Below are 17467 nucleotides of genomic sequence, written 5' to 3'. Positions count from 1 at the left end.
TCGGGTCAGTGCTCGAAGATGTTGACGTCCGAGTGCATCACCCGCAGTTCCTCGGGGGCATCGCCGCCCGCGTAGAGGAGCTGGTGGCGGTTGGCCGGCATGAGGGTTTCGGTGAAGCGCAGCGGGCGCTGGCCCTCGTAGGTGACCCGCTCCTGGACGAGCAGGGGGATGCCGGGGGCGAGCCCGAAGGCGTCGGCCTCGTCCTGGGAAGGCATGCGCGCACCCACGATGTCCCAGTTCCACTCCTCGTGCAGGCCGAGTTCCCTGAGCACCTCGCCGATCCCGCCCTCGAGGTACTCGGGGGACATGAGCGCCGTGTTGCTAGCGATGCTGAACGGAAAGTAGGTGACGTGCGACTGCCACAGGCTGCCGTCGACGAAGTGCTCCGAAGCGCGGATCACGACGAGGCCGCCGTGCGGGCCCTGCTCCTCGGATTCGTTGAGCAGCCGTTTGGCGATCTTGGGCCGCATGGTGTCCAGGCTGACCTTGATCTTCTCGTCGATGTTGCTGTACCCGGCGTCGCGCAGCCGGGAGTGGTAGTCCGAGTCCAGCCGCCCGGGGTCGTCCCGACTGGTCGGGGTGGCCCGGTGGATGATCGGCTGGTGGTCGGCGACGTAGGCGCCCCGGCCGACGTGGATGGCGATGCGGCCCTCGTCCTGGAGGATGCGCATGCCCAGGCGCGCGGTGGCACGTGAGACGTCGAGTTCGTCGGCGAGCTCCTCCTCGCCCGGAAGCCGCTCACCCGGCTGGTAGACGCCCTTGGCCAGGGCCTCCCGCAGGTAGTCGGCGACCACGGTCTTCTTCGTCGTGCTCATTCGCTGTTTCAGTCCCGGTGGTAGGCCTGCAGGTTGCCGTGCTCGAACTGGTAGCGGATGCTGTGCCCCGCATGGACAGTGTGCACCAAACGGATGGGCCGGTCCTCGGCGTAGTCCGTGCGGTGAACGTTCAGCACCGGGACGCCCGGCGGGAGTTCGAGCTGGGACGTCTCCTGGGGGGTGGGCATGCGGGTCTCGAGCTCGTCCACGTAACCGACCTGGCGGTGGCCGTGCTCCATGAGCACCACCAGGGCGCTCTCCACGTCCTCGGGGACCATGAGCGGGGTGCCCTGGACCAGGTCCACCGGGTAGTAGGCGGAGCTGACCGACCCCGAGCGCTCCCCGGAGAAGCGGTGCATGCGCCGGACCACCGTCATGTCGCCCTCGGGGACCCGCAGGCGGCTGGCGATGTCGGGGGTGGCGCTGAGGAGCTGGAGCTCCTCCAGGGTCAGGCCGCTCATGTTGGACTCGTTGAGCCCGTCGGGGCCGCCCTTGGTACGGGTGGCGTAGAAGGTCTCCGGGACCACGTCCTGAACGAAGTGCCCGCGGCCGGGCTTGCTGACGATGAGTCCCTGATTGCGCAGCATGCCCAGGGCGAGGCGGATGGTGTTGCGGGAGGCCTCGAACCGCTCCTCCAGCTGCTTCTCCGAGGGAAGCTGGCCGCCCAGGGGAAGGCTTCGCTCCTGGATCTCCCGTCGCAGCGCTCGGGCGATCTGCCGGTATCTACTTTCTGCCCGCATAAGTCCGCCCTCTAGGGGGTACAAGACCAACAACTTAACTTGTACCAACAAGCTGAGTGGTACACCAGCCAAACAGGTCCGACCGGTTCTGTTGAACCCATCCTAGATGAAGGCCACCCTCAGTACAGGGCGGATCCACCATCTGGCCACCCGAAACGGAGAACATGAAGACGAACATGAGGACGCAGAGACCACCACAGGCACACCCACCCCATACCGACGGAAGAACCCGGACCACATGAGACGCACTCCACCGCCCCCTCGGTTCTCAAGGGGGCCGACCAGGATCTGACCGGCCACTACCCCCAGAGGACAAGCCATGGAAATCGCCTTCGTCATCCTCATCTTCGTCGGCCTGCTGTTGATGGGCCTCGCGGCGGGGTTCCTCCTCGCCATCTCCATCGGCATCCGACGCCGGGACCACCGGGGCAGCTACCGCTCCCTGCGCGAGGAGGGCGACGACAGCGCCCTCTCCCGTTCCAGCCGGGCCTTCCTCGGCCTGCACTTCCGTGACCAGCAGCGCGACCTCCCGGTCCAGAGCCGCACGCCCACCGCGGTCTGAACCGAACCCGTAGCGCTCGCAACACCGACGCTGTGCCCACCCGGCACACAGCACCTGCGGTGAACGCAGCAGGAACCAATGCAGTAGGAATCAACGAGGCAACGGCCGCGACGGGCCCGGCAACGACGCCGGGGAACCCGCGCGGCGACGCCACGCGGCCCCCCGACCGCCGCTGAACCCCCCGTTTGAGAATTCAGACTTCGAGAGCCCCGTTCTGAGGGCTCAGGTTTGCAGGGATCAGCCTTCGAGGGCCTGCAACAGGTCCGCGACCAGGTCGTCACCGGACTCGATACCCACGGAGACTCGCACCAGATCGGCCGGAACCTCCAGCGGGGACCCCGCGGTCGACGCGTGCGTCATCCGCCCCGGGTGCTCGATGAGGGACTCGACCCCGCCCAGGGACTCACCCAGGGTGAAGACCTTGGTCCGCTCGCACACCTCCAGTGCCGCCTTCTCCCCGTCGCGCAGAGCGAAGGAGACCATTCCACCGAAGGAACGCATCTGCCGCTCGGCGATCTTGTGTCCCGGATGGGTGTCCAGCCCGGGGTAGTAGACGCGCCGCACCGCGGGGTGGCCCTCAAGGGCGGCCACGACGCGCTCGGCGTTCTCGCTGTGACGGTCCATCCGCACGCCCAGGGTCTTGACCCCGCGCAGCGTCAGCCAGGAGTCGAAGGGACCCGGGATGGCACCCATGGTGTTCTGGTGGAAGGCCAGCCGTTCGCCCAGCTCGGCGTCGGCCACGACCAGCGCGCCTCCGACGACGTCGGAGTGCCCGCCGATGTACTTGGTCGTGGAGTGCACGACGACATCGGCGCCCAGCGTGAGCGGCTGCTGCAGGTAGGGAGACGCGAACGTGTTGTCGACGACCAGCAGGGCGTCGCCGTCATGGGCGATCTGCGCGACCGTCTCGATATCGGTGATCCCCAGCAGCGGGTTGGTGGGTGTCTCGGTCCACACCACCTTGGTGTTGGGGCGCATCGCGTCCCGGACCGCGTCGACGTCGGTCTGGTCGACCGCGTCCCAGCTAACGCCCCAGCGCTCGACCACCTTGGAGATCAGGCGGAACGTGCCCCCGTAGGCGTCGCCGGGGATGATGATGTGGTCACCCGGGGACAGCACCGTGCGCAGCAGGGTGTCCTCGGCCGCCATCCCGGAGGCGAAGCCCAGGCCTCGCGCTCCGGACTCCAGCGCGGCAAGGCACTCCTCCAGCGCGGTGCGCGTGGGGTTCTTGGTGCGGGAGTACTCGTAGCCCTGTCGCATCCCACCCACGCCGTCCTGGGCGTAGGTACTCGTCTGGTAGATCGGCACAACCACGGCCCCGGTACCGGCGTCCGGCTCCTGCCCTGCGTGGATGGCCAGCGTTTCAAACCCGTCGAACTTCATGTGGCCACAATAGTGCCCGGAGTCCACTCGGAACCCGTTGCCAACAGGCACATCTCAGAATGTGGTCACCCCCTCCACCGCCTGAGCAGACAGCGGGCCTGTGTCCCGGCTGGGCTGCTCCCTATGTTCCGGCTGGGCTCCCTGCGTTGTGTGGGGGAACCCCAGGACCACAGGACCCCGCAGACCCGGGGTGAAGCGCTTGGGGAGTCTGAGCGGGCGAACTCGGCTCCCACAATTCACTTCCCTTCCCCGCTCTGATGGCGCGGAGCTGACTCCCTGCTCCCTGCTCCCTGCTCCCTGCTCCCTGCTCCCTAGCGATGTTCAACCTCGTGAACGCCGTGGAAGGTGTGGGGCGGGCGAGGGAGGCGAAGACCAGGGGACGACGGCCCCTGACGGAGTGACCTCTTCTGTCAGGCGTGTCCGGGCGCCGGCTACGTCAGGGAGCTGGGCTCTCAGGCCGGGGGGAACCTCGTGGGCGAGCCCGGCTCCGGGGGCTCGGTGGGGGCCTCCGGGGGCAGGCCCGTGACCGGGGTGGGCACGCGGGTGGGCGTTCCCATCTCGCGGAGGGGCGGGTCCCAGCCGAGTTCGGGGTCGTGGGTGCGCACCACCTTGCCGGGGATGCCCGCGATGACCGCGTGGTCGGGGTACTTGCCCGGGCGGACGACGGTTCCGGCGGCGACGACGGAGTTCTTGCCGAGGTGGACGCCGGGGAGGATGACGCTGTTGGCGCCGAGCCAGCTTCCCGCGCCGATGCTGACCGGGTCGTCGACGGGCCACTGGAGGCCGACGGGGATGTCGGTGTTGGCGTAGGCGTGGTTCTGATCGGTGATGTAGACGTACGGCCCCGTGTAGACGTGGTCGCCGATGTCCACGGAGCGGTGAGCGACGATGTGTGACCCGCGGCCGATCGCGCAGCCGGAGCCGATACGGACGACGGTTCCCTCACCGAGGTCGTAGTCGGGGCCCATCCCGGCAGCCAGGGTCATGTCACCACCGAGGACGGTGTGCACGCCGATCTCGATCCACGGCTCTCCGTAGAGCGTCGCGGTGGGGAAGGCGATCGCAGACCCGGCTCCGAAGCGCGCGAACTTGCGGGCGGCCTTGGAGTCGGCGCGGATCTCTCCGTGGCTCCGCGCATACGACCAGACGGAGCGGATGATCCAGTTCAGGAGCCGCGACACGGGTGCACCTACTTATTACCGGCCAGTAAATCCTGACGCGAACATTAGCAGTGTCCGAGTATGCGTCATGGTGTCCGGTGCACGAACACCGGGTCCCGAACGGCGCTCGGTTCGAGTGCCGCCCGGGACCGGGAAGGGGCTTGATCAGCCCGACAGGTGGGCCAGCAGGTCCTGCCTGGTGAGAATGCCCACCGGCTTGCCGTCGCGCAGCACGACGAGGGCGCCGGAGGTGCGCAGCAGGCGGACGCAGTCGCTCACCGGGGTACCGGTACCGACGGTGGAGAGCGGCTTGCCCATGTGGGTCTCGACGAGGTCGTCCAGCTCGGCCCGGCCGTCGAAGAGGGCGTCGAGGAGGTCGCGCTCGGCGATGGAGCCGACGACCTCGGCCGCCATGACCGGCGGCTCCTCCTTCATGACGGGCAGCTGGGAGACGCCGTACTCGCGCATGATCGCCACGGCGGTGCCGACGGTCTCGTCCGGGTGGCTGTGCACGAAGTCGGGCATCTCGCCCTCCTTGGCTCCCAGCACCTGGCCGGCGGTGGCCTCCTCGGTCTCCGCGGACAGGAAGCCGTAGTCGGCCATCCACTCGTCGTTGAAGATCTTGCCGAGGTAGCCGCGGCCGCCGTCGGGCAGCAGCACGACGATGACGTCGTCGGGGCCGGCGTCGGCGGCCACGCGCAGGGCGGCCTCGACCGCGAGGCCGCAGGAGCCGCCGACGAGGAGGCCCTCTTCCTTGGCGAGACGACGGGTCATCAGGAACGAGTCCTTGTCGCTGACCGCCACGATCTCGTCGCAGATCGCCGTGTCGTAGGTGCCCGGCCAGATGTCCTCGCCGACGCCCTCGACCAGGTACGGGCGCCCGCTGCCGCCCGAGTAGACCGAACCCTCAGGGTCGGCGCCCACGACCTGCACGGAGCCCTTGGAGGCCTCCTTGAGGTAGCGGCCGGTGCCGCTGATGGTCCCGCCGGTGCCGATGCCCGCCACGAAGTGGGTGATGCGGCCCTCAGTCTGGTCCCAGATCTCCGGACCCGTGGAGTGGTAGTGCGACTCCGGGTTGTTCTCGTTCTCGTACTGGTTCGGCTTCCAGGCCCCGGGGATCTCCGCGGCCAGGCGGTCGGAGACCGAGTAGTAGGACTCGGGGTGCTCGGGCGCGACCGTGGTCGGGCAGACCACGACCTCGGCGCCGTAGGCGCGCAGCACCGAGAGCTTGTCCGGTCCGACCTTGTCCGGGCAGACGAAGACACAGCGGTAGCCCTTCTCCTGCGCCACGAGCGCGAGGCCGATACCGGTGTTACCGGAGGTGGGCTCGACGATCGTGCCGCCGGGCTGGAGCGCTCCGCTCTTCTCCGCGGCCTCGACCATGCGCAACGCGATCCGGTCCTTGACCGAGCCGCCCGGGTTGAAGTACTCGACCTTCGCCAGGATCGTCGGGGCCAACCCCTCGGAGACCTTCCGAAGACGGACCAACGGGGTGTCCCCGACCAGGTCGATCAGTGAGTCGTGTACCCGCAACTTTGCTCCTTTGCATAGTGGCGACCGGGTCTTCGGCCCGCCGGTGTCGGTTCCCCGGTGCGCCCGAGGCAGGTGAGGACCGGTCCGGTCCCCCACATTCTGACTCTAACCTCACCAACCAGCGTCTTCGCCGCTCCCGTAAGCGGTGTGGACCGGTCCGAACCGGCGCTGGCCCCAACCGAAAGCGGTCGCCGCGCCGTTCGAGTTGGCTGTCCCCGAGGCGCCGATTGTCTGCCGTCGGGGTGCGTGACCGCGGGGTGGCCCGACGGTAACGTCGACTGGGAGTCTTCCGACGCTTCGTGGAGTGAGGGGGCACCGATGCTGCGAGCCGCGCGAGCACGACGCATCGCCGCCGCCACCGCCTTCGGTGGCGGCGGGCTCACGCTCGTGGGCGGGGGCACCCTCGCCCTCCTGTATCTCCAGGCCAGACTGGCAAAGAACGCGATCGGGCACACGAAGTGGAAGCGGCCGCGGGCCAACGGCACCTTCGGGGACGGCGAGGGTCCGCCGCTGCGCCTGCTGATGCTCGGTGACTCCACGGCTGCCGGGTTCGCGGTGGCCGAGTCCCGGCAGACCCCCGGAGCGCACCTGGCCGCGGGACTCGCCGCGGCAGCGGACCGCCCGGTGTGGCTGCGCTGCACGGCCACCCCCGGAGCCACATCCTCGAATCTGGCGGCGCAGGTCCAGCACGGCGAAGCACACCTCCCGGACAAGCGCTACGACGTGGCGGTGATCTTCATCGGCGCCAACGACGTTATCCGCCGGGTCCGCCCCAACGACGCCGTGGCCGCGCTGCGGGAGGCCACCCGAGGGCTGGTCGAGCGGGGCACCCCCGTGGTCGTGGCCACCTGCCCCGACCTCGGCACCGTCCGTCCCATCGGCTGGCCGCTGCGCTCGGTGGCCCGGCGGGCCTCCCGGCAGCTCGCCGCCGCCCAGACCATCGCGGTGACGGAGGTGGGCGGGCGCACGGTCTCGTTGAGCGACGTCCTGGCCGAGGACTTTCGGTCAGATCCGATTTCCATGTTCGGGCCCGACCGATTCCATCCGTCAGCGCGCGGGTACGCGCAGGCCGCGTTCGTCGTCCTGCCCTCCGTCTGCGCCGCCCTGGGACTGCTCCCGGAGATCGACGAGAGCGAGCGCACGGCCGGGGTCCTGCCCGTGGACCGCGCCGCCGTGGTGGCCGCACAGACCCCCGGAACCGAGGTCTCGCGCGCCGCTGACCAGGCACCCTCCGGGCAGCACGGCAGCTGGGCCGCGTTCATCCGCGGCCCCTTCCGGCTGCGCGGCGCGCCCAGGCCCGCGACCGCGCCGAGCAGCGCCGAGACCATCGAAAGCGACGACGCGCCAAGGCCGACCCCGGGTGGCGCCGGGAACCGTCGGACAGGTTAACTAGCCAGTAACAAGTCTTGCCGTGCCCCGAACAAGGACGAAGAACATGCCCGAAGCAGTCATCGTCGCAACCGCGCGCTCCCCGATCGGCCGAGCCTTCAAGGGCTCCCTCAAGGACCTGCGCCCGGATGACCTGACCACCCAGATCGTCGGCGCCGCCCTCGCCAAGGTCCCCGAGCTCGACCCGAAGAGCATCGACGACCTCATGCTCGGCTGCGGCCTCCCCGGCGGCGACCAGGGCTTCAACATGGCCCGCATCGTCGCCGTGCAGCTCGGCCTGGACACCGTCCCGGGCACCACCGTCACCCGGTACTGCTCCTCGTCCCTGCAGACCACCCGGATGGCCTACCACGCCATCAAGGCGGGCGAGGGCGACGTGTTCGTCTCCGCCGGCGTGGAGACCGTCAGCCGCTTCATCAACGGCAGCAGCGACAACCCGCAGAACCAGAACCCGCTCTTCGCCGACGCCACGGCGCGCACCGAGAAGCGCAAGGAGGGCGGCCAGGGCGCCTGGACCGACCCGCGCGAGGCCGGAAACCTGCCCGACGCCTACATCGAGATGGGCCAGACCGCGGAGAACGTCGCCGAGATCACCGGCGTCTCCCGTCAGCGCCAGGACGAGTTCGCCGTGCGCTCGCAGAACCTCGCCGAGAAGTCGCTGGACAACGGCTTCTGGGAGCGTGAGATCACCCCGGTGACCCTGCCCGACGGCACCGTGGTCAGCACCGACGACGGCATCCGCCGCGGCACCACCTACGAGAAGGTCTCGCAGCTCAAGCCGGTGTTCCGCCCCGACGGCACCGTCACCGCGGGCAACGCCTGCCCGCTCAACGACGGCGCCTCCGCGCTGGTCATCATGAGCGACACCAAGGCCAAGCAGCTGGGCATCACCCCGCTGGCCCGCATCGTCTCCACCGGCGTGACCGGCCTGAGCCCGGAGATCATGGGCCTGGGGCCGGTCGAGGCCTCCAAGCAGGCCCTGGCCCGCGCCAACATGGCGATCGGCGACATCGACCTGGCCGAGATCAATGAGGCCTTCGCCGCCCAGGTGCTGCCCTCCGCCGACCAGCTGGGCATCGACGTCGACAGCCAGCTGAACGTCAACGGCGGCGGCATCGCTGTCGGCCACCCGTTCGGCAGCACCGGCGCGCGCATCACCGGCACGCTGATCAACGGCCTCCAGTTCCACGACAAGACCTTCGGTCTGGAGACCATGTGCGTCGGCGGCGGCCAGGGCATGGCGGCCATCTTCGAGCGTCTGAGCTAACCAGCGCCTGAGCTGACTTTCGGTCCGCCTGCATCCCAGGCCACGAAGGGGCTTCGGACTCCGGTCCGGGGCCCCTTTTGTCATGTTCGAGGCACCTATGAACGTCCCGCAGGGAAACGTTCTCGCACCCGCAAGGTAAAAGCTGGCGGCCGGGGCTTGTCCAAACCGTGATCCTGATGCAGGGTCGCAGGTAAGTGCCACACGCCCAACGCACTGCGGAGGTGCCTATGTCGGTAACCCACTCGCCGGAGATCCACGCAAAGCTCATCGAACGCATCCCGGCCGTGACCGGCCGAGGACTCCACGAGTGGTTCGACTCGCTCGACAAGGGACCGGGCCTGCTGCGCCCCACGGACCGGTCGTACTGGCTCGCTGACGAGTACAACCTCACCCACGGCTACGCCCAGGCCATCGTCACCGAATACGACCGTCGTCGCAGGAACCGCTCCATCCCGACACCGCGCCGAGAGACCGTCTGACCCGCCCTGACACCTCAGTGCCCGCACTCCGAGCACGGCAAAGGGGCCGCCCCCGGGAAGAACCCGGGCGACGGCCCCTCGTCACGCCGAACGTGTCTACGCGGGCGCGGACGTACCTGAGCGGTACCAGCGGTACCACGCGGTACTAGTCCGCGAACATCGTCTTGATCAGCCAGAGCAGACGCAGGATCTCGATGTACAGCCAGACCAGGGAGACGGTCAGGCCGAAGGCGAACTGCCAGGCAAACTTGCTCGGGATGCCGGCGGCGACGCCCTCCTCGATACCGCGGAACTCGATGGCCAGCGTCAGGGCGGCCAGCACCACGAACACGATGCCGACGCCCAGGCCCAGCCAGGTCGGCTCGCGCAGACCCATGCCACCGGCGATGAAGAAGCTGAGCACGAAGTTGATCAGCATCAGGGCAGCGGCGCCCAGGACGGCGTACGAGACGGCCTTCACGAAACCGTCGGTCACCTTGATGATGCGGTACTTGTACAGCGCCAGCATCACGCCGAAGACCGCGACCGTACCGATCACGGCCTGCGTGACCAGCGAGGTGCCCGCCGATGCGTCACCCAGCTGCGCCGACAGCATGCTGCCGAGCAGAGCCGAGAGGCCACCGACCAGCAGACCCTGCAAGGCCGCGTAGATCAGGATGGCGACCGGGCTGGTCATCTGCTTGAACGCGATCACCAGGCCCAGGATGAGCCCGCCGATCATGCCGATGAACATGAGACCCATGCCGAGGGCGGGGTTGCTCATGAAGAGGAAGTAGTTGATGGCACCGACGATCGCGACGGCGCCCAGGGTCATACCCGTGCGCACGACGACGTCGTCGATGGTCATGGGCTGGTCGGCCGCCGCCTGCTGCGGGTAACCCGGCTGGGGGTAACCCTGCTGCGGGTAACCCGGCTGGCCGTAACCCTGCTGCGGGTAGGGCTGTCCGTAACCCTGCTGCCCATAGCCCTGCTGAGGTCCGGACTGCTGCTGTAGCGCCCGCTTGAGGACGGGGTTGGAACTCCGCATCCGCATGTCTAGTAAAGGCCTTTCACGCGTGGTTTGCTGCCCACAAAGTAACGTACGGCCCCGTCCGCGGGTTCCGGGGACCAGGTCACCGTTGCGAAACGGCACGTGTGAAACGACACGTACCGCAAAAGGGCCACGTCAAAGCAGCGGGGGTCCGCACCCGTGTCACCGGTGCGGACCCCCGCTTTCGGACCCTGTGTCTTCGGGCCTCGTGCCCATCCCTAGTTGCGGGTCACCAGGGACCGCGCGAGGAAGAGCATGTTGGCCGGGCGCTCCGCCAGACGGCGCATGTAGTAGCCGTACCACTCGTCGCCGTAGGGGACGTAGACGCGCATGCGTTTGCCCTCGGCGGCCAGGCGGACCTGCTCGCCGTCCCGGATGCCGTAGAGCATCTGGTACTCGTAGTCGTCCGCGCCGCGGCCGTGGGCGGCGGCCAGCTCACCGGCGATGGCGATCATCCGCGGGTCGTGCGAGGCCACCATCGGGTAGCCGTCACCCTCCATGAGGACCTTCAGCGCGCGCACGTAGGCCTTGTCCACCTCGTGCTTGTCGCGGAAGGCCACGGACTCGGGCTCGTCGTAGGCGCCCTTGCACAGGCGCACCCGCGAACCCTCGCCGCTGAGGTCGCGGCAGTCGGCCTCGGTGCGGCGCAGGTAGGCCTGGAGGACCGCGCCCGTGGACGGGAAGTCCTGGCGCACCTCGCGCAGGATGGCCAGCGTGGAGTCGACGGTGGTGTGGTCCTCCATGTCGAAGGTCACCGTGGTGCCGACCGCCTTGGCGGCCTCGGCGATCCTGCGCGCGTTCTCCAGCGCGATCTTCTCGCCGTCCGCGTTCAGGAACTGACCGACGGCGGAGAGCTTGACCGAGACCTCGGCGCGGTCGCCCAGACCGGCCTCGCCCAGAGCGGCGAGCAGCTCCTGGTAGGCGGTCACGGTGCCGGTGGCCTGGGACAGGTCCGTGGTGTCCTCACCGAGGAAGTCCAGGGTGATGTAGCGGTCCTTGGCCAGCTCGTGGACGGCGGGCAGGGCCTCCTCCATGGTGGCGCCCGCGACGAAGCGGGAGACCATGGCCCGGGTCATGGGAGTGCGCTCGACGATCGTGCGGCAGGTCGTGGACCTGGCGGCGAGCAGCAGGGGCTTACGAAGCATGGTGACCTCGACGAAGACGTGCGCGAGCGGGTTGGGCTGGCGCGGACGATGAACGCGGCCGGTGTGCCGACCGCGCGGTGGGTTCCTCGGGGGGCGCGGGGTCCCCGTTCCCCGGCGGCTCACTCGGCGCGGGCCGCCGGGGAACGGGCCCCGGGTGGCGGCGGACTCCCCTCAGGACGGAGAAGGGGGTACGCCGCCGGTGACTACCCCTGGTGGGGGTAGGAGGAGACCGTCGGCGCGACGAACGTCTCCTTGATGGCGCGCGGGCTGGCCCAACGGGACAGGTTCTGGGCCGAACCCGCCTTGTCGTTGGTGCCGGAGGCACGACCGCCGCCGAAGGGCTGCTGACCGACGATGGAGCCGGTCGGGCGGTCGTTGATGTAGAAGTTGCCGGCGGTGAAGCGCAGGGCCTCGGTCGCCTTGGCCACCGCGGCGCGGTCGTTGGCCAGGATGGCGCCGGTCAGGGCGTAGGCGGAGCCCTCGTCGACGATCTTCAGGACCGACTCGAAGTCGTCGTCCTCGTAGACGTGGACGGCGATGACCGGGCCGAAGTACTCCGTGCGGAACACGTCGTTGGTCGGGTCGGTGCCCTCAATGATGGTCGGGCGCACGAAGTAGCCGACCGAGTCGTCGGCGGTGCCGCCGGCGATGATCTGCAGGGTCGGGTCGGACTTGGCGTCCTCCAGGACCTTGGCCAGCTTGTCGAAGGAGCGGCGGTCGATGACGGCGCCGACGAAGTTCGACAGGTCGGTGACGTCGCCCATGGTCAGGGCCTCGGTCTCGGCGACCAGGTCGTCGCGCATCTGCTCCCACACCGAGCGGGCCACGAAGGCGCGCGAGGCGGCGGAGCACTTCTGACCCTGGTACTCGAAGGCGCCGCGCACGATGGCGGTGCGCAGGATCTCCGGGTCGGCGGAGGAGTGGGCGACGATGAAGTCCTTGCCGCCGGTCTCGCCCACGATGCGCGGGTAGGAGCGGTAGTTGGAGATGTTCTCGCCGACGCTCTTCCACAGGTGCTGGAAGGTCTTGGTGGAACCGGTGAAGTGCACACCGGCCAGCTCGGGGTCGTTCAGCGCAATGTCCGAGACGGCGAGGCCGTCACCGGTGACCATGTTGATGACGCCCGGGGGCATGCCGGCCTCCTCCAGGAGGCGCATGGTCAGCTCGGCGGCGAACTGCTGGGTCGGGGACGGCTTCCACACGACCACGTTGCCCATGAGGGCGGGGGCGGTGGGCAGGTTGCCCGCGATGGCGGTGAAGTTGAAGGGGGTGATCGCGTAGACGAACCCCTCCAGCGGGCGCTGCTCCATGCGGTTCCACACGCCGCGCACGCTCAGGGGCTGCTGCTCCATGAGCTGGCGGGCGTAGGAGACGTTGAAGCGCCAGAAGTCGATGAGCTCACAGGCCGAGTCGATCTCCGCCTGCTGGACGGTCTTCGACTGGCCGAGCATGGTGGCGGCGTTGATCGTGGCGCGCCAGGGGCCGGCGAGCAGCTCGGCGGCGCGCAGGATGATCGCGGCGCGGTCGTCGAAGGACATGGCGCGCCAGGCGGGAGCGGCGGCCTTCGCGGCGGCGATGGCGTCGCGGGCGTCCTGGTGGGTGGCGTTGCGCATGGTGCCGAGGACGGCCGCGTGGTTGTGCGGCTGGACGGCGTCGATCGGGTCGCCGCCACCCATCCGGCTCTCACCGTTGATGCGCATCGGCAGGTCGATGCTCTCGCGGCCGAGCTCCTCGAGCTTGGCGACGAGCTCGGCGCGCTCGGCGCTCCCGGGCGCGTAAGAGAGAACGGGTTCGTTCACCGGCAGCGGGACGTTGGTCACGGCGTCCATGGGCACCTCCCTGGAAAGAATGTCCCTGAACGAGCAGGGTTGGGCTGATTCAACGGTCTCAGAACGTGGACGTCCATACCTTGTGGGCCGGGCCACTCTTTGCCAGCCCTATTTGTTCACCTGGACAAACCAAGGCATGCATGAATACGCGCACCCCGGTTCCCCGCCCTCGCAACTCCAGTAATGTCAGTCCACGCACCCCACCGGCGAGGAACGACATCATGCCTGGTCAAGTAGGAACACATGGCGAAGAGGGCGCGGGCCTGCCGCTCCGCAGGCTGCTGCTGGCCCTCGGCGACCCGATCGTGGACGTGGCCGCGGCGCCCGACGGACTTGATGTTCAGGTGGACAACGTCGTGATCATCGACCCCGAGGACCGGGTGGAGGCCCGCGAGGGTGACCTGGTCCTACTGATCGGGGTGCGCGGCGGGGCGGCCCGGCGGCTGGTCCGGGTGCTGGCCGGGCAGGGCGCGGCGGCGGTCGCGGTCAAGGCCGGCGGGCATTCCCCCGCGGAGGAGACCATCCCGCCGTCCGGTGAGCACCGGGGCCGTTCCCCGCGTTCGGGCGCCGCGGACGAACTGCGGACGCTGCGCGCCGAGGCCCAGGAGAGCGGGGTCGCGCTGCTGGCCGTGCGGCCCGAGGTGCGCTGGGACCAGCTCCAGTCGATCTGCCAGCACATCGTGGACGACGCCCGGCTGACCGCCTCGGAGGACCTGGGCGAGGCCAGCGGCGACCTGTTCTCCATGGCGCAGACCATCGCCCAGCTCACCGGCGGGCTGGTGAGCATCGAGGATTCGGCCAGCCGGGTGCTGGCCTACTCCAGCGGCGCCGAGGTGGACGAGCTGCGCCGCCTGTCCGTGCTGGGCCGCCAGGGCCCCGAGTCCTACCTCGCGCTGCTGCGGGAGTGGGGCGTGTTCACCAAGCTGCGCGCGGGCGAGGAGGTGGTGCGGATCGAGGAGCACCTCGAACTCGGCATCCGCCGCCGCCTGGCGGTGGGCATCCACGCCGGGCGCCAGCCGCTGGGGGCGATCTGGGTGCAGGAGGGCTCCCAGCCGCTGGCCCGGCACGCGGAGGAGGCCCTGCTCGGTGCCGCCCGCACCACCGCGCTACAGATGATCCGCCAGCGCACCCAGGCCAGCGCCGGGCTGCGGCTGCGCGAGGACCTGCTGTCCAGCCTGCTGGAGGGGCGCATCGACGCGGGCGCGCTCGCCGACACCGTGGAGGTGCACACCGAGCGGGCCGCGCTGGTGGTGGCCTTCTCGCTGAGCCAGCCCTCGGCCGGGTCAGCTGGCTCAGGGGGTGGCCCGGAAACCGCGAAACCGGAGGGCGCCGAGGCCGGGGAGCGCCCGGACCGGCCGGTGCGGGAGCTGCGCCGCCGCCAGCTCATCGACCTGGTCTCCGTGCACGCGGCCGCCTACCGGCGCAGCTCCCTGGTGACCGAGCTCGACGGCCGCGTCTACGTGCTGTTGCCGGATCTGGCCCGCACCCCGGGCGGGGACGGCTGGCGCGGGGTGGAGCAGTCGGTGCTGGCGCTGACCCGCAAGACGGTCGCGGCGGCCCGGGCGGCGCTGGGGCTGCGCGTGCAGGCAGCCGTGGGTTCGCTGGTGGAGCGGCTGGGCGACGTCCCCGAATCCCGCGCGGAGGCGGACCGGGTCCTGGACGCCATGGGCCGCGACCTGGACGGCGGCACCGACTGGGAGGTGGCGACCATCTCCGACGTGCGCTCCCGGGTATTGATCAGCGAGACCCTCGCCCACCTGCGCGCCGACCCGTCCCTGCGCGACCCCCGGGTGAACCGCTTGATCGAGTACGACCAGGCGGGCGGCGCCGACCTTGTGCACTCGCTGCTGGCCTACCTGGAGGCCTTCGGCGACGCCCGCGCGGCGGCCGAGCGCCTGCACATCCACCCGAACACCCTGCGCTACCGCGTCCGCCGCGCGGCGGCCGTGAGCGGCATCGACCTGGGTGATCCGGGCGAGCGCCTGTTCACCCAGCTCCAGCTGCTGATGGAACAACAATGAGCCGGCAGCGGCTCCGGGCGTTCATGGTCGCCCGGAGGGGTCCGCAAGAGAAGAGCTGAGTACCCCCGGTCGGACTCGAACCGACACTTGTGACCCTTTTAGGGGGCCTGCCTCTTCCATTGGGCTACGAGGGCGTGCCCATCATACCGGCCAGGCCGATTGCCCACTTTGTTTCGGCTTGGCCGGATGGGGACACGAAACGGCCGGCTTCCGAGGGAAACCGGCCGTTTCGGGTAGGTCATTCGTGCCGTGTCAGGGCGTGCCGAGGTCGGGCAGAAAGTCAGCTGACCCGGCGCAGGCGGCCGTCCTCGACCTGGGGCTGGCTGGCCTCCTCGAAGGCCTGGCGCGGATCCGACATCTCCGGGAGCGCAGCGAAGTCGCGGCGCAGGAAGAAGGCGAGCGTCCAGTCCGAGAGGACCCGCAGCTTGCGGTTGAAGGTGGGCACCGCGAGCAGGTGGTAGGAGCGGTGCGCGTACCAGGCCAGACGGCCGTTCAGCTTGATCTTGCCGAACAGCTGGGCCGCGCCCTTGTGCACGCCCAGACCGGCGACCGCGCCGAGGTTCTTGTGCTTGTAGGCCTTGAGCTTGCCGTTGCGCAGCGTCGCGATGACGTTGTCGGCGAGCACCGGGGCCTGGCGGACGGCGTTCTGGGCGTTGGGCGGGTAGTAGCCGCCATTGCCGTCAGGCACCTGGGCGTTGTCGCCACCGGCGAAGACGTTGTCCGTGCCGTTGACGGTGAGGTACTCGCTGGTGTCTACGTGGCCCTTGGGGCCCAGCGGCAGGTCACTGGCGGAGACGACCGGGCTGGGCTTGACGCCCGCGGTCCACACCAGGGTGCCGGCGTCGAACTCGGCGCCGTCGCTGAGCTTGATGCGCTGGTCCACGGCGGACTCGAGGAAGGTCTTGAGGCGGACGTCGATGTCACGGCGGCGCAGCTGGTTGAGCGCCTTCTCGCCGACCTCCGGGCCGACCTCGGGCAGGATCTTGTCCGCGGCCTCGATGAGGTAGAACTTCACTTCGCTCTGCTCGATCGAGGGGTGGACGCGGACCGCGTCGCGGACCAGGTCCTCCAGCTCGGCGATGGCCTCGGCACCGGCGAACCCGCCGCCGACGAACACGAAGCTCAGCGCCTTGGCGCGCACGGCCTTGTCGTCGGTGGAGTCGGCGATGGTGAGCTGGTTGAGCACGTGGTTACGCAGGTAGGCCGCCTCTTCGACGGTCTTGATACCGATGCCCCACTCGGCCAGGCCCGGGATGGGCAGGGTGCGCGAGACCGCACCCGCCGCCATCACGAGGTAGTCGTAGTGGAGGGTCTCCGGCTCACCCACGTTGGGCTCGTAGCGGACCGTGTTGTCGGCGTGGTCGATGCGCACGACGCGGCCGCCCAGCACGCGGACCCGGTCGAAGACCTTCCGCAGCGGGACCACGACGTTGCGCGGCGAGATGTTGCCGGCGGCGGCCTCGGGCAGGAAGGGCTGGTAGGTCATGTAGGAGTTCGGGTCGATGACGGTGATGCGGGCTTCACCGGACCCGAGCTTCTTCTCGAGTCGCCTCGCGGTGTACATCCCGAGGTAACCGCCGCCGACGATGAGGATGTGCGGGATCTCCGCCTCGTCCCCGCCACCGTGTACCAGCCGGTAGTTCCTGCTCTCGGTCATCGCATTTCCGCCCTAACGGTTAATCTGTGGCGCCCTTGCCTCAAGGGCCGCGAAGGCTGTCACGGTTCTTCGGTCGCCCCGCGCCGGTTGGCGCCGGGTCCCGCTGAGCCGTGGTTCTTACCCCAACTCTTGGGAAGGTTGCTTGTGCATTCTTTCACAAGCACCTCCCGACAGTGAAGGTTCACATCCGTCCACCTTCGGACCATCCCCACGTGCAACGCAGAGATGTTTTCGCAGGTCAGATGGGTTGTGAATGCATTCACAAGGGCCAAACGGGTGACGCGTCTCACCCGAGGGCCCTGCTCTGACCCCCCGAAAGGCCCCTCCGGAGTGACCGAAGTTCCCTTTCCAGGAGGTTAAGCAATGATGAGTACCGGTTTACTCCGGTTCACCCGGGTCACAAGAATCACCCGGACCGCCCCGGTCGACCGGCCCCCGCGGTTCAGCAGAGTCCCCG

14 protein-coding genes and 1 tRNA gene are annotated in these 17467 nt (G+C 69.3%); 5 read left to right on the top strand and 10 right to left on the bottom strand.

The window, feature by feature from the left end; all coding sequences use genetic code 11:
- Nucleotides 1-5 precede the first annotated feature (5 nt).
- Nucleotides 6-815 carry a GntR family transcriptional regulator gene (locus D457_RS0110200; RefSeq protein WP_017580565.1) on the bottom strand — a complete coding sequence of 270 codons (810 nt, stop codon included), beginning with the start codon at nt 813-815 and terminating at the stop codon, nt 6-8.
- Between the two features lie 8 nt (nt 816-823).
- Entirely contained in the window at nt 824-1555 is a 732-nt protein-coding gene (locus D457_RS0110195; protein ID WP_017580564.1) for a GntR family transcriptional regulator, read from the bottom strand.
- A gap of 319 nt (nt 1556-1874) precedes the next feature.
- Here D457_RS0110195 and D457_RS0110190 point away from each other — a divergent pair, with 319 nt between their 5' ends.
- The gene (locus D457_RS0110190; RefSeq protein ID WP_017580563.1) at nt 1875-2117 is read left to right on the top strand and encodes a hypothetical protein; all 243 of its coding nucleotides are present in this window, start codon (nt 1875-1877) and stop codon (nt 2115-2117) included.
- A gap of 237 nt (nt 2118-2354) precedes the next feature.
- Here the strand turns inward: D457_RS0110190 and D457_RS0110185 are convergent, their stop codons facing one another.
- The 3 genes from D457_RS0110185 to D457_RS0110175 form a co-directional block, all read right to left on the bottom strand.
- Nucleotides 2355-3500 (bottom strand): cystathionine gamma-synthase, encoded by a 1146-nt coding sequence (locus D457_RS0110185; RefSeq protein ID WP_017580562.1) that lies wholly within the window; start codon nt 3498-3500, stop codon nt 2355-2357.
- A 452-nt stretch (nt 3501-3952) separates the two neighbouring features.
- Nucleotides 3953-4681, bottom strand: coding sequence for an acyltransferase (locus D457_RS0110180; RefSeq protein ID WP_017580561.1), 729 nt, complete (start codon nt 4679-4681; stop codon nt 3953-3955).
- 144 nt (nt 4682-4825) lie between these two features.
- The gene (locus tag D457_RS0110175; RefSeq protein ID WP_017580560.1) at nt 4826-6193 is read right to left on the bottom strand and encodes a cystathionine beta-synthase; all 1368 of its coding nucleotides are present in this window, start codon (nt 6191-6193) and stop codon (nt 4826-4828) included.
- Nucleotides 6194-6511: 318 nt separating this feature from the next.
- On the opposite strand from D457_RS0110175, the gene D457_RS0110170 reads away from it, so the two are divergent.
- The 3 genes from D457_RS0110170 (at nt 6512) to D457_RS0110160 (ending at nt 9328) form a co-directional block, all read left to right on the top strand.
- Nucleotides 6512-7582 carry an SGNH/GDSL hydrolase family protein gene (locus tag D457_RS0110170; protein WP_017580559.1) on the top strand — a complete coding sequence of 357 codons (1071 nt, stop codon included), beginning with the start codon at nt 6512-6514 and terminating at the stop codon, nt 7580-7582.
- A 46-nt stretch (nt 7583-7628) separates the two neighbouring features.
- On the top strand, nt 7629-8849 hold the full coding sequence (locus D457_RS0110165) for an acetyl-CoA C-acetyltransferase (RefSeq protein ID WP_017580558.1): 1221 nt from the start codon (nt 7629-7631) through the stop codon (nt 8847-8849).
- A gap of 227 nt (nt 8850-9076) precedes the next feature.
- Nucleotides 9077-9328 (top strand): DUF4287 domain-containing protein, encoded by a 252-nt coding sequence (locus D457_RS0110160; protein ID WP_017580557.1) that lies wholly within the window; start codon nt 9077-9079, stop codon nt 9326-9328.
- A 145-nt stretch (nt 9329-9473) separates the two neighbouring features.
- On the opposite strand, the gene D457_RS0110155 is transcribed toward D457_RS0110160, so the two are convergent.
- The 3 genes from D457_RS0110155 to pruA form a co-directional block, all read right to left on the bottom strand.
- The gene (locus tag D457_RS0110155; protein ID WP_017580556.1) at nt 9474-10361 is read right to left on the bottom strand and encodes a Bax inhibitor-1/YccA family protein; all 888 of its coding nucleotides are present in this window, start codon (nt 10359-10361) and stop codon (nt 9474-9476) included.
- Between the two features lie 215 nt (nt 10362-10576).
- Nucleotides 10577-11503 (bottom strand): proline dehydrogenase family protein, encoded by a 927-nt coding sequence (locus tag D457_RS0110150; RefSeq protein ID WP_017580555.1) that lies wholly within the window; start codon nt 11501-11503, stop codon nt 10577-10579.
- Between the two features lie 203 nt (nt 11504-11706).
- Nucleotides 11707-13332, bottom strand: a complete 1626-nt coding sequence (gene pruA / locus D457_RS0110145; RefSeq protein ID WP_017580554.1) for an L-glutamate gamma-semialdehyde dehydrogenase — start codon at nt 13330-13332, stop codon at nt 11707-11709.
- A gap of 221 nt (nt 13333-13553) precedes the next feature.
- Between pruA and D457_RS0110140 the strand changes: the two genes are divergently transcribed.
- On the top strand, nt 13554-15353 hold the full coding sequence (locus tag D457_RS0110140; protein ID WP_017580553.1) for a PucR family transcriptional regulator: 1800 nt from the start codon (nt 13554-13556) through the stop codon (nt 15351-15353).
- A gap of 60 nt (nt 15354-15413) precedes the next feature.
- On the opposite strand, the gene D457_RS0110135 is transcribed toward D457_RS0110140, so the two are convergent.
- Both D457_RS0110135 and D457_RS0110130 read right to left on the bottom strand, forming a co-directional pair.
- A tRNA-Leu gene (locus tag D457_RS0110135) sits at nt 15414-15487 on the bottom strand.
- Nucleotides 15488-15633: 146 nt separating this feature from the next.
- Nucleotides 15634-17010 carry an NAD(P)/FAD-dependent oxidoreductase gene (locus D457_RS0110130; protein WP_017580552.1) on the bottom strand — a complete coding sequence of 459 codons (1377 nt, stop codon included), beginning with the start codon at nt 17008-17010 and terminating at the stop codon, nt 15634-15636.
- Between the last annotated feature and the right edge of the window lie 457 nt (nt 17011-17467).

The organism is Nocardiopsis valliformis DSM 45023 (genome assembly GCF_000340985.1).
GTDB classification, from domain to species: Bacteria; Actinomycetota; Actinomycetes; order Streptosporangiales; family Streptosporangiaceae; genus Nocardiopsis; species Nocardiopsis exhalans.
This window is presented reverse-complemented; position numbering and strand designations above follow the sequence as displayed.

Coding starts and splice junctions, on each gene's coding strand:
- D457_RS0110200 (WP_017580565.1), bottom strand. CDS start 815: ATGAGCACGACGAAGAAGACCGTGGTCGCCGACTACCTGCGGGAGGCC.
- D457_RS0110195 (WP_017580564.1), bottom strand. CDS start 1,555: ATGCGGGCAGAAAGTAGATACCGGCAGATCGCCCGAGCGCTGCGACGG.
- D457_RS0110190 (WP_017580563.1), top strand. CDS start 1,875: ATGGAAATCGCCTTCGTCATCCTCATCTTCGTCGGCCTGCTGTTGATG.
- D457_RS0110185 (WP_017580562.1), bottom strand. CDS start 3,500: ATGAAGTTCGACGGGTTTGAAACGCTGGCCATCCACGCAGGGCAGGAG.
- D457_RS0110170 (WP_017580559.1), top strand. CDS start 6,512: ATGCTGCGAGCCGCGCGAGCACGACGCATCGCCGCCGCCACCGCCTTC.
- D457_RS0110165 (WP_017580558.1), top strand. CDS start 7,629: ATGCCCGAAGCAGTCATCGTCGCAACCGCGCGCTCCCCGATCGGCCGA.
- D457_RS0110160 (WP_017580557.1), top strand. CDS start 9,077: ATGTCGGTAACCCACTCGCCGGAGATCCACGCAAAGCTCATCGAACGC.
- D457_RS0110155 (WP_017580556.1), bottom strand. CDS start 10,361: ATGCGGATGCGGAGTTCCAACCCCGTCCTCAAGCGGGCGCTACAGCAG.
- D457_RS0110150 (WP_017580555.1), bottom strand. CDS start 11,503: ATGCTTCGTAAGCCCCTGCTGCTCGCCGCCAGGTCCACGACCTGCCGC.
- pruA (WP_017580554.1), bottom strand. CDS start 13,332: ATGGACGCCGTGACCAACGTCCCGCTGCCGGTGAACGAACCCGTTCTC.
- D457_RS0110140 (WP_017580553.1), top strand. CDS start 13,554: ATGCCTGGTCAAGTAGGAACACATGGCGAAGAGGGCGCGGGCCTGCCG.
- D457_RS0110130 (WP_017580552.1), bottom strand. CDS start 17,010: ATGACCGAGAGCAGGAACTACCGGCTGGTACACGGTGGCGGGGACGAG.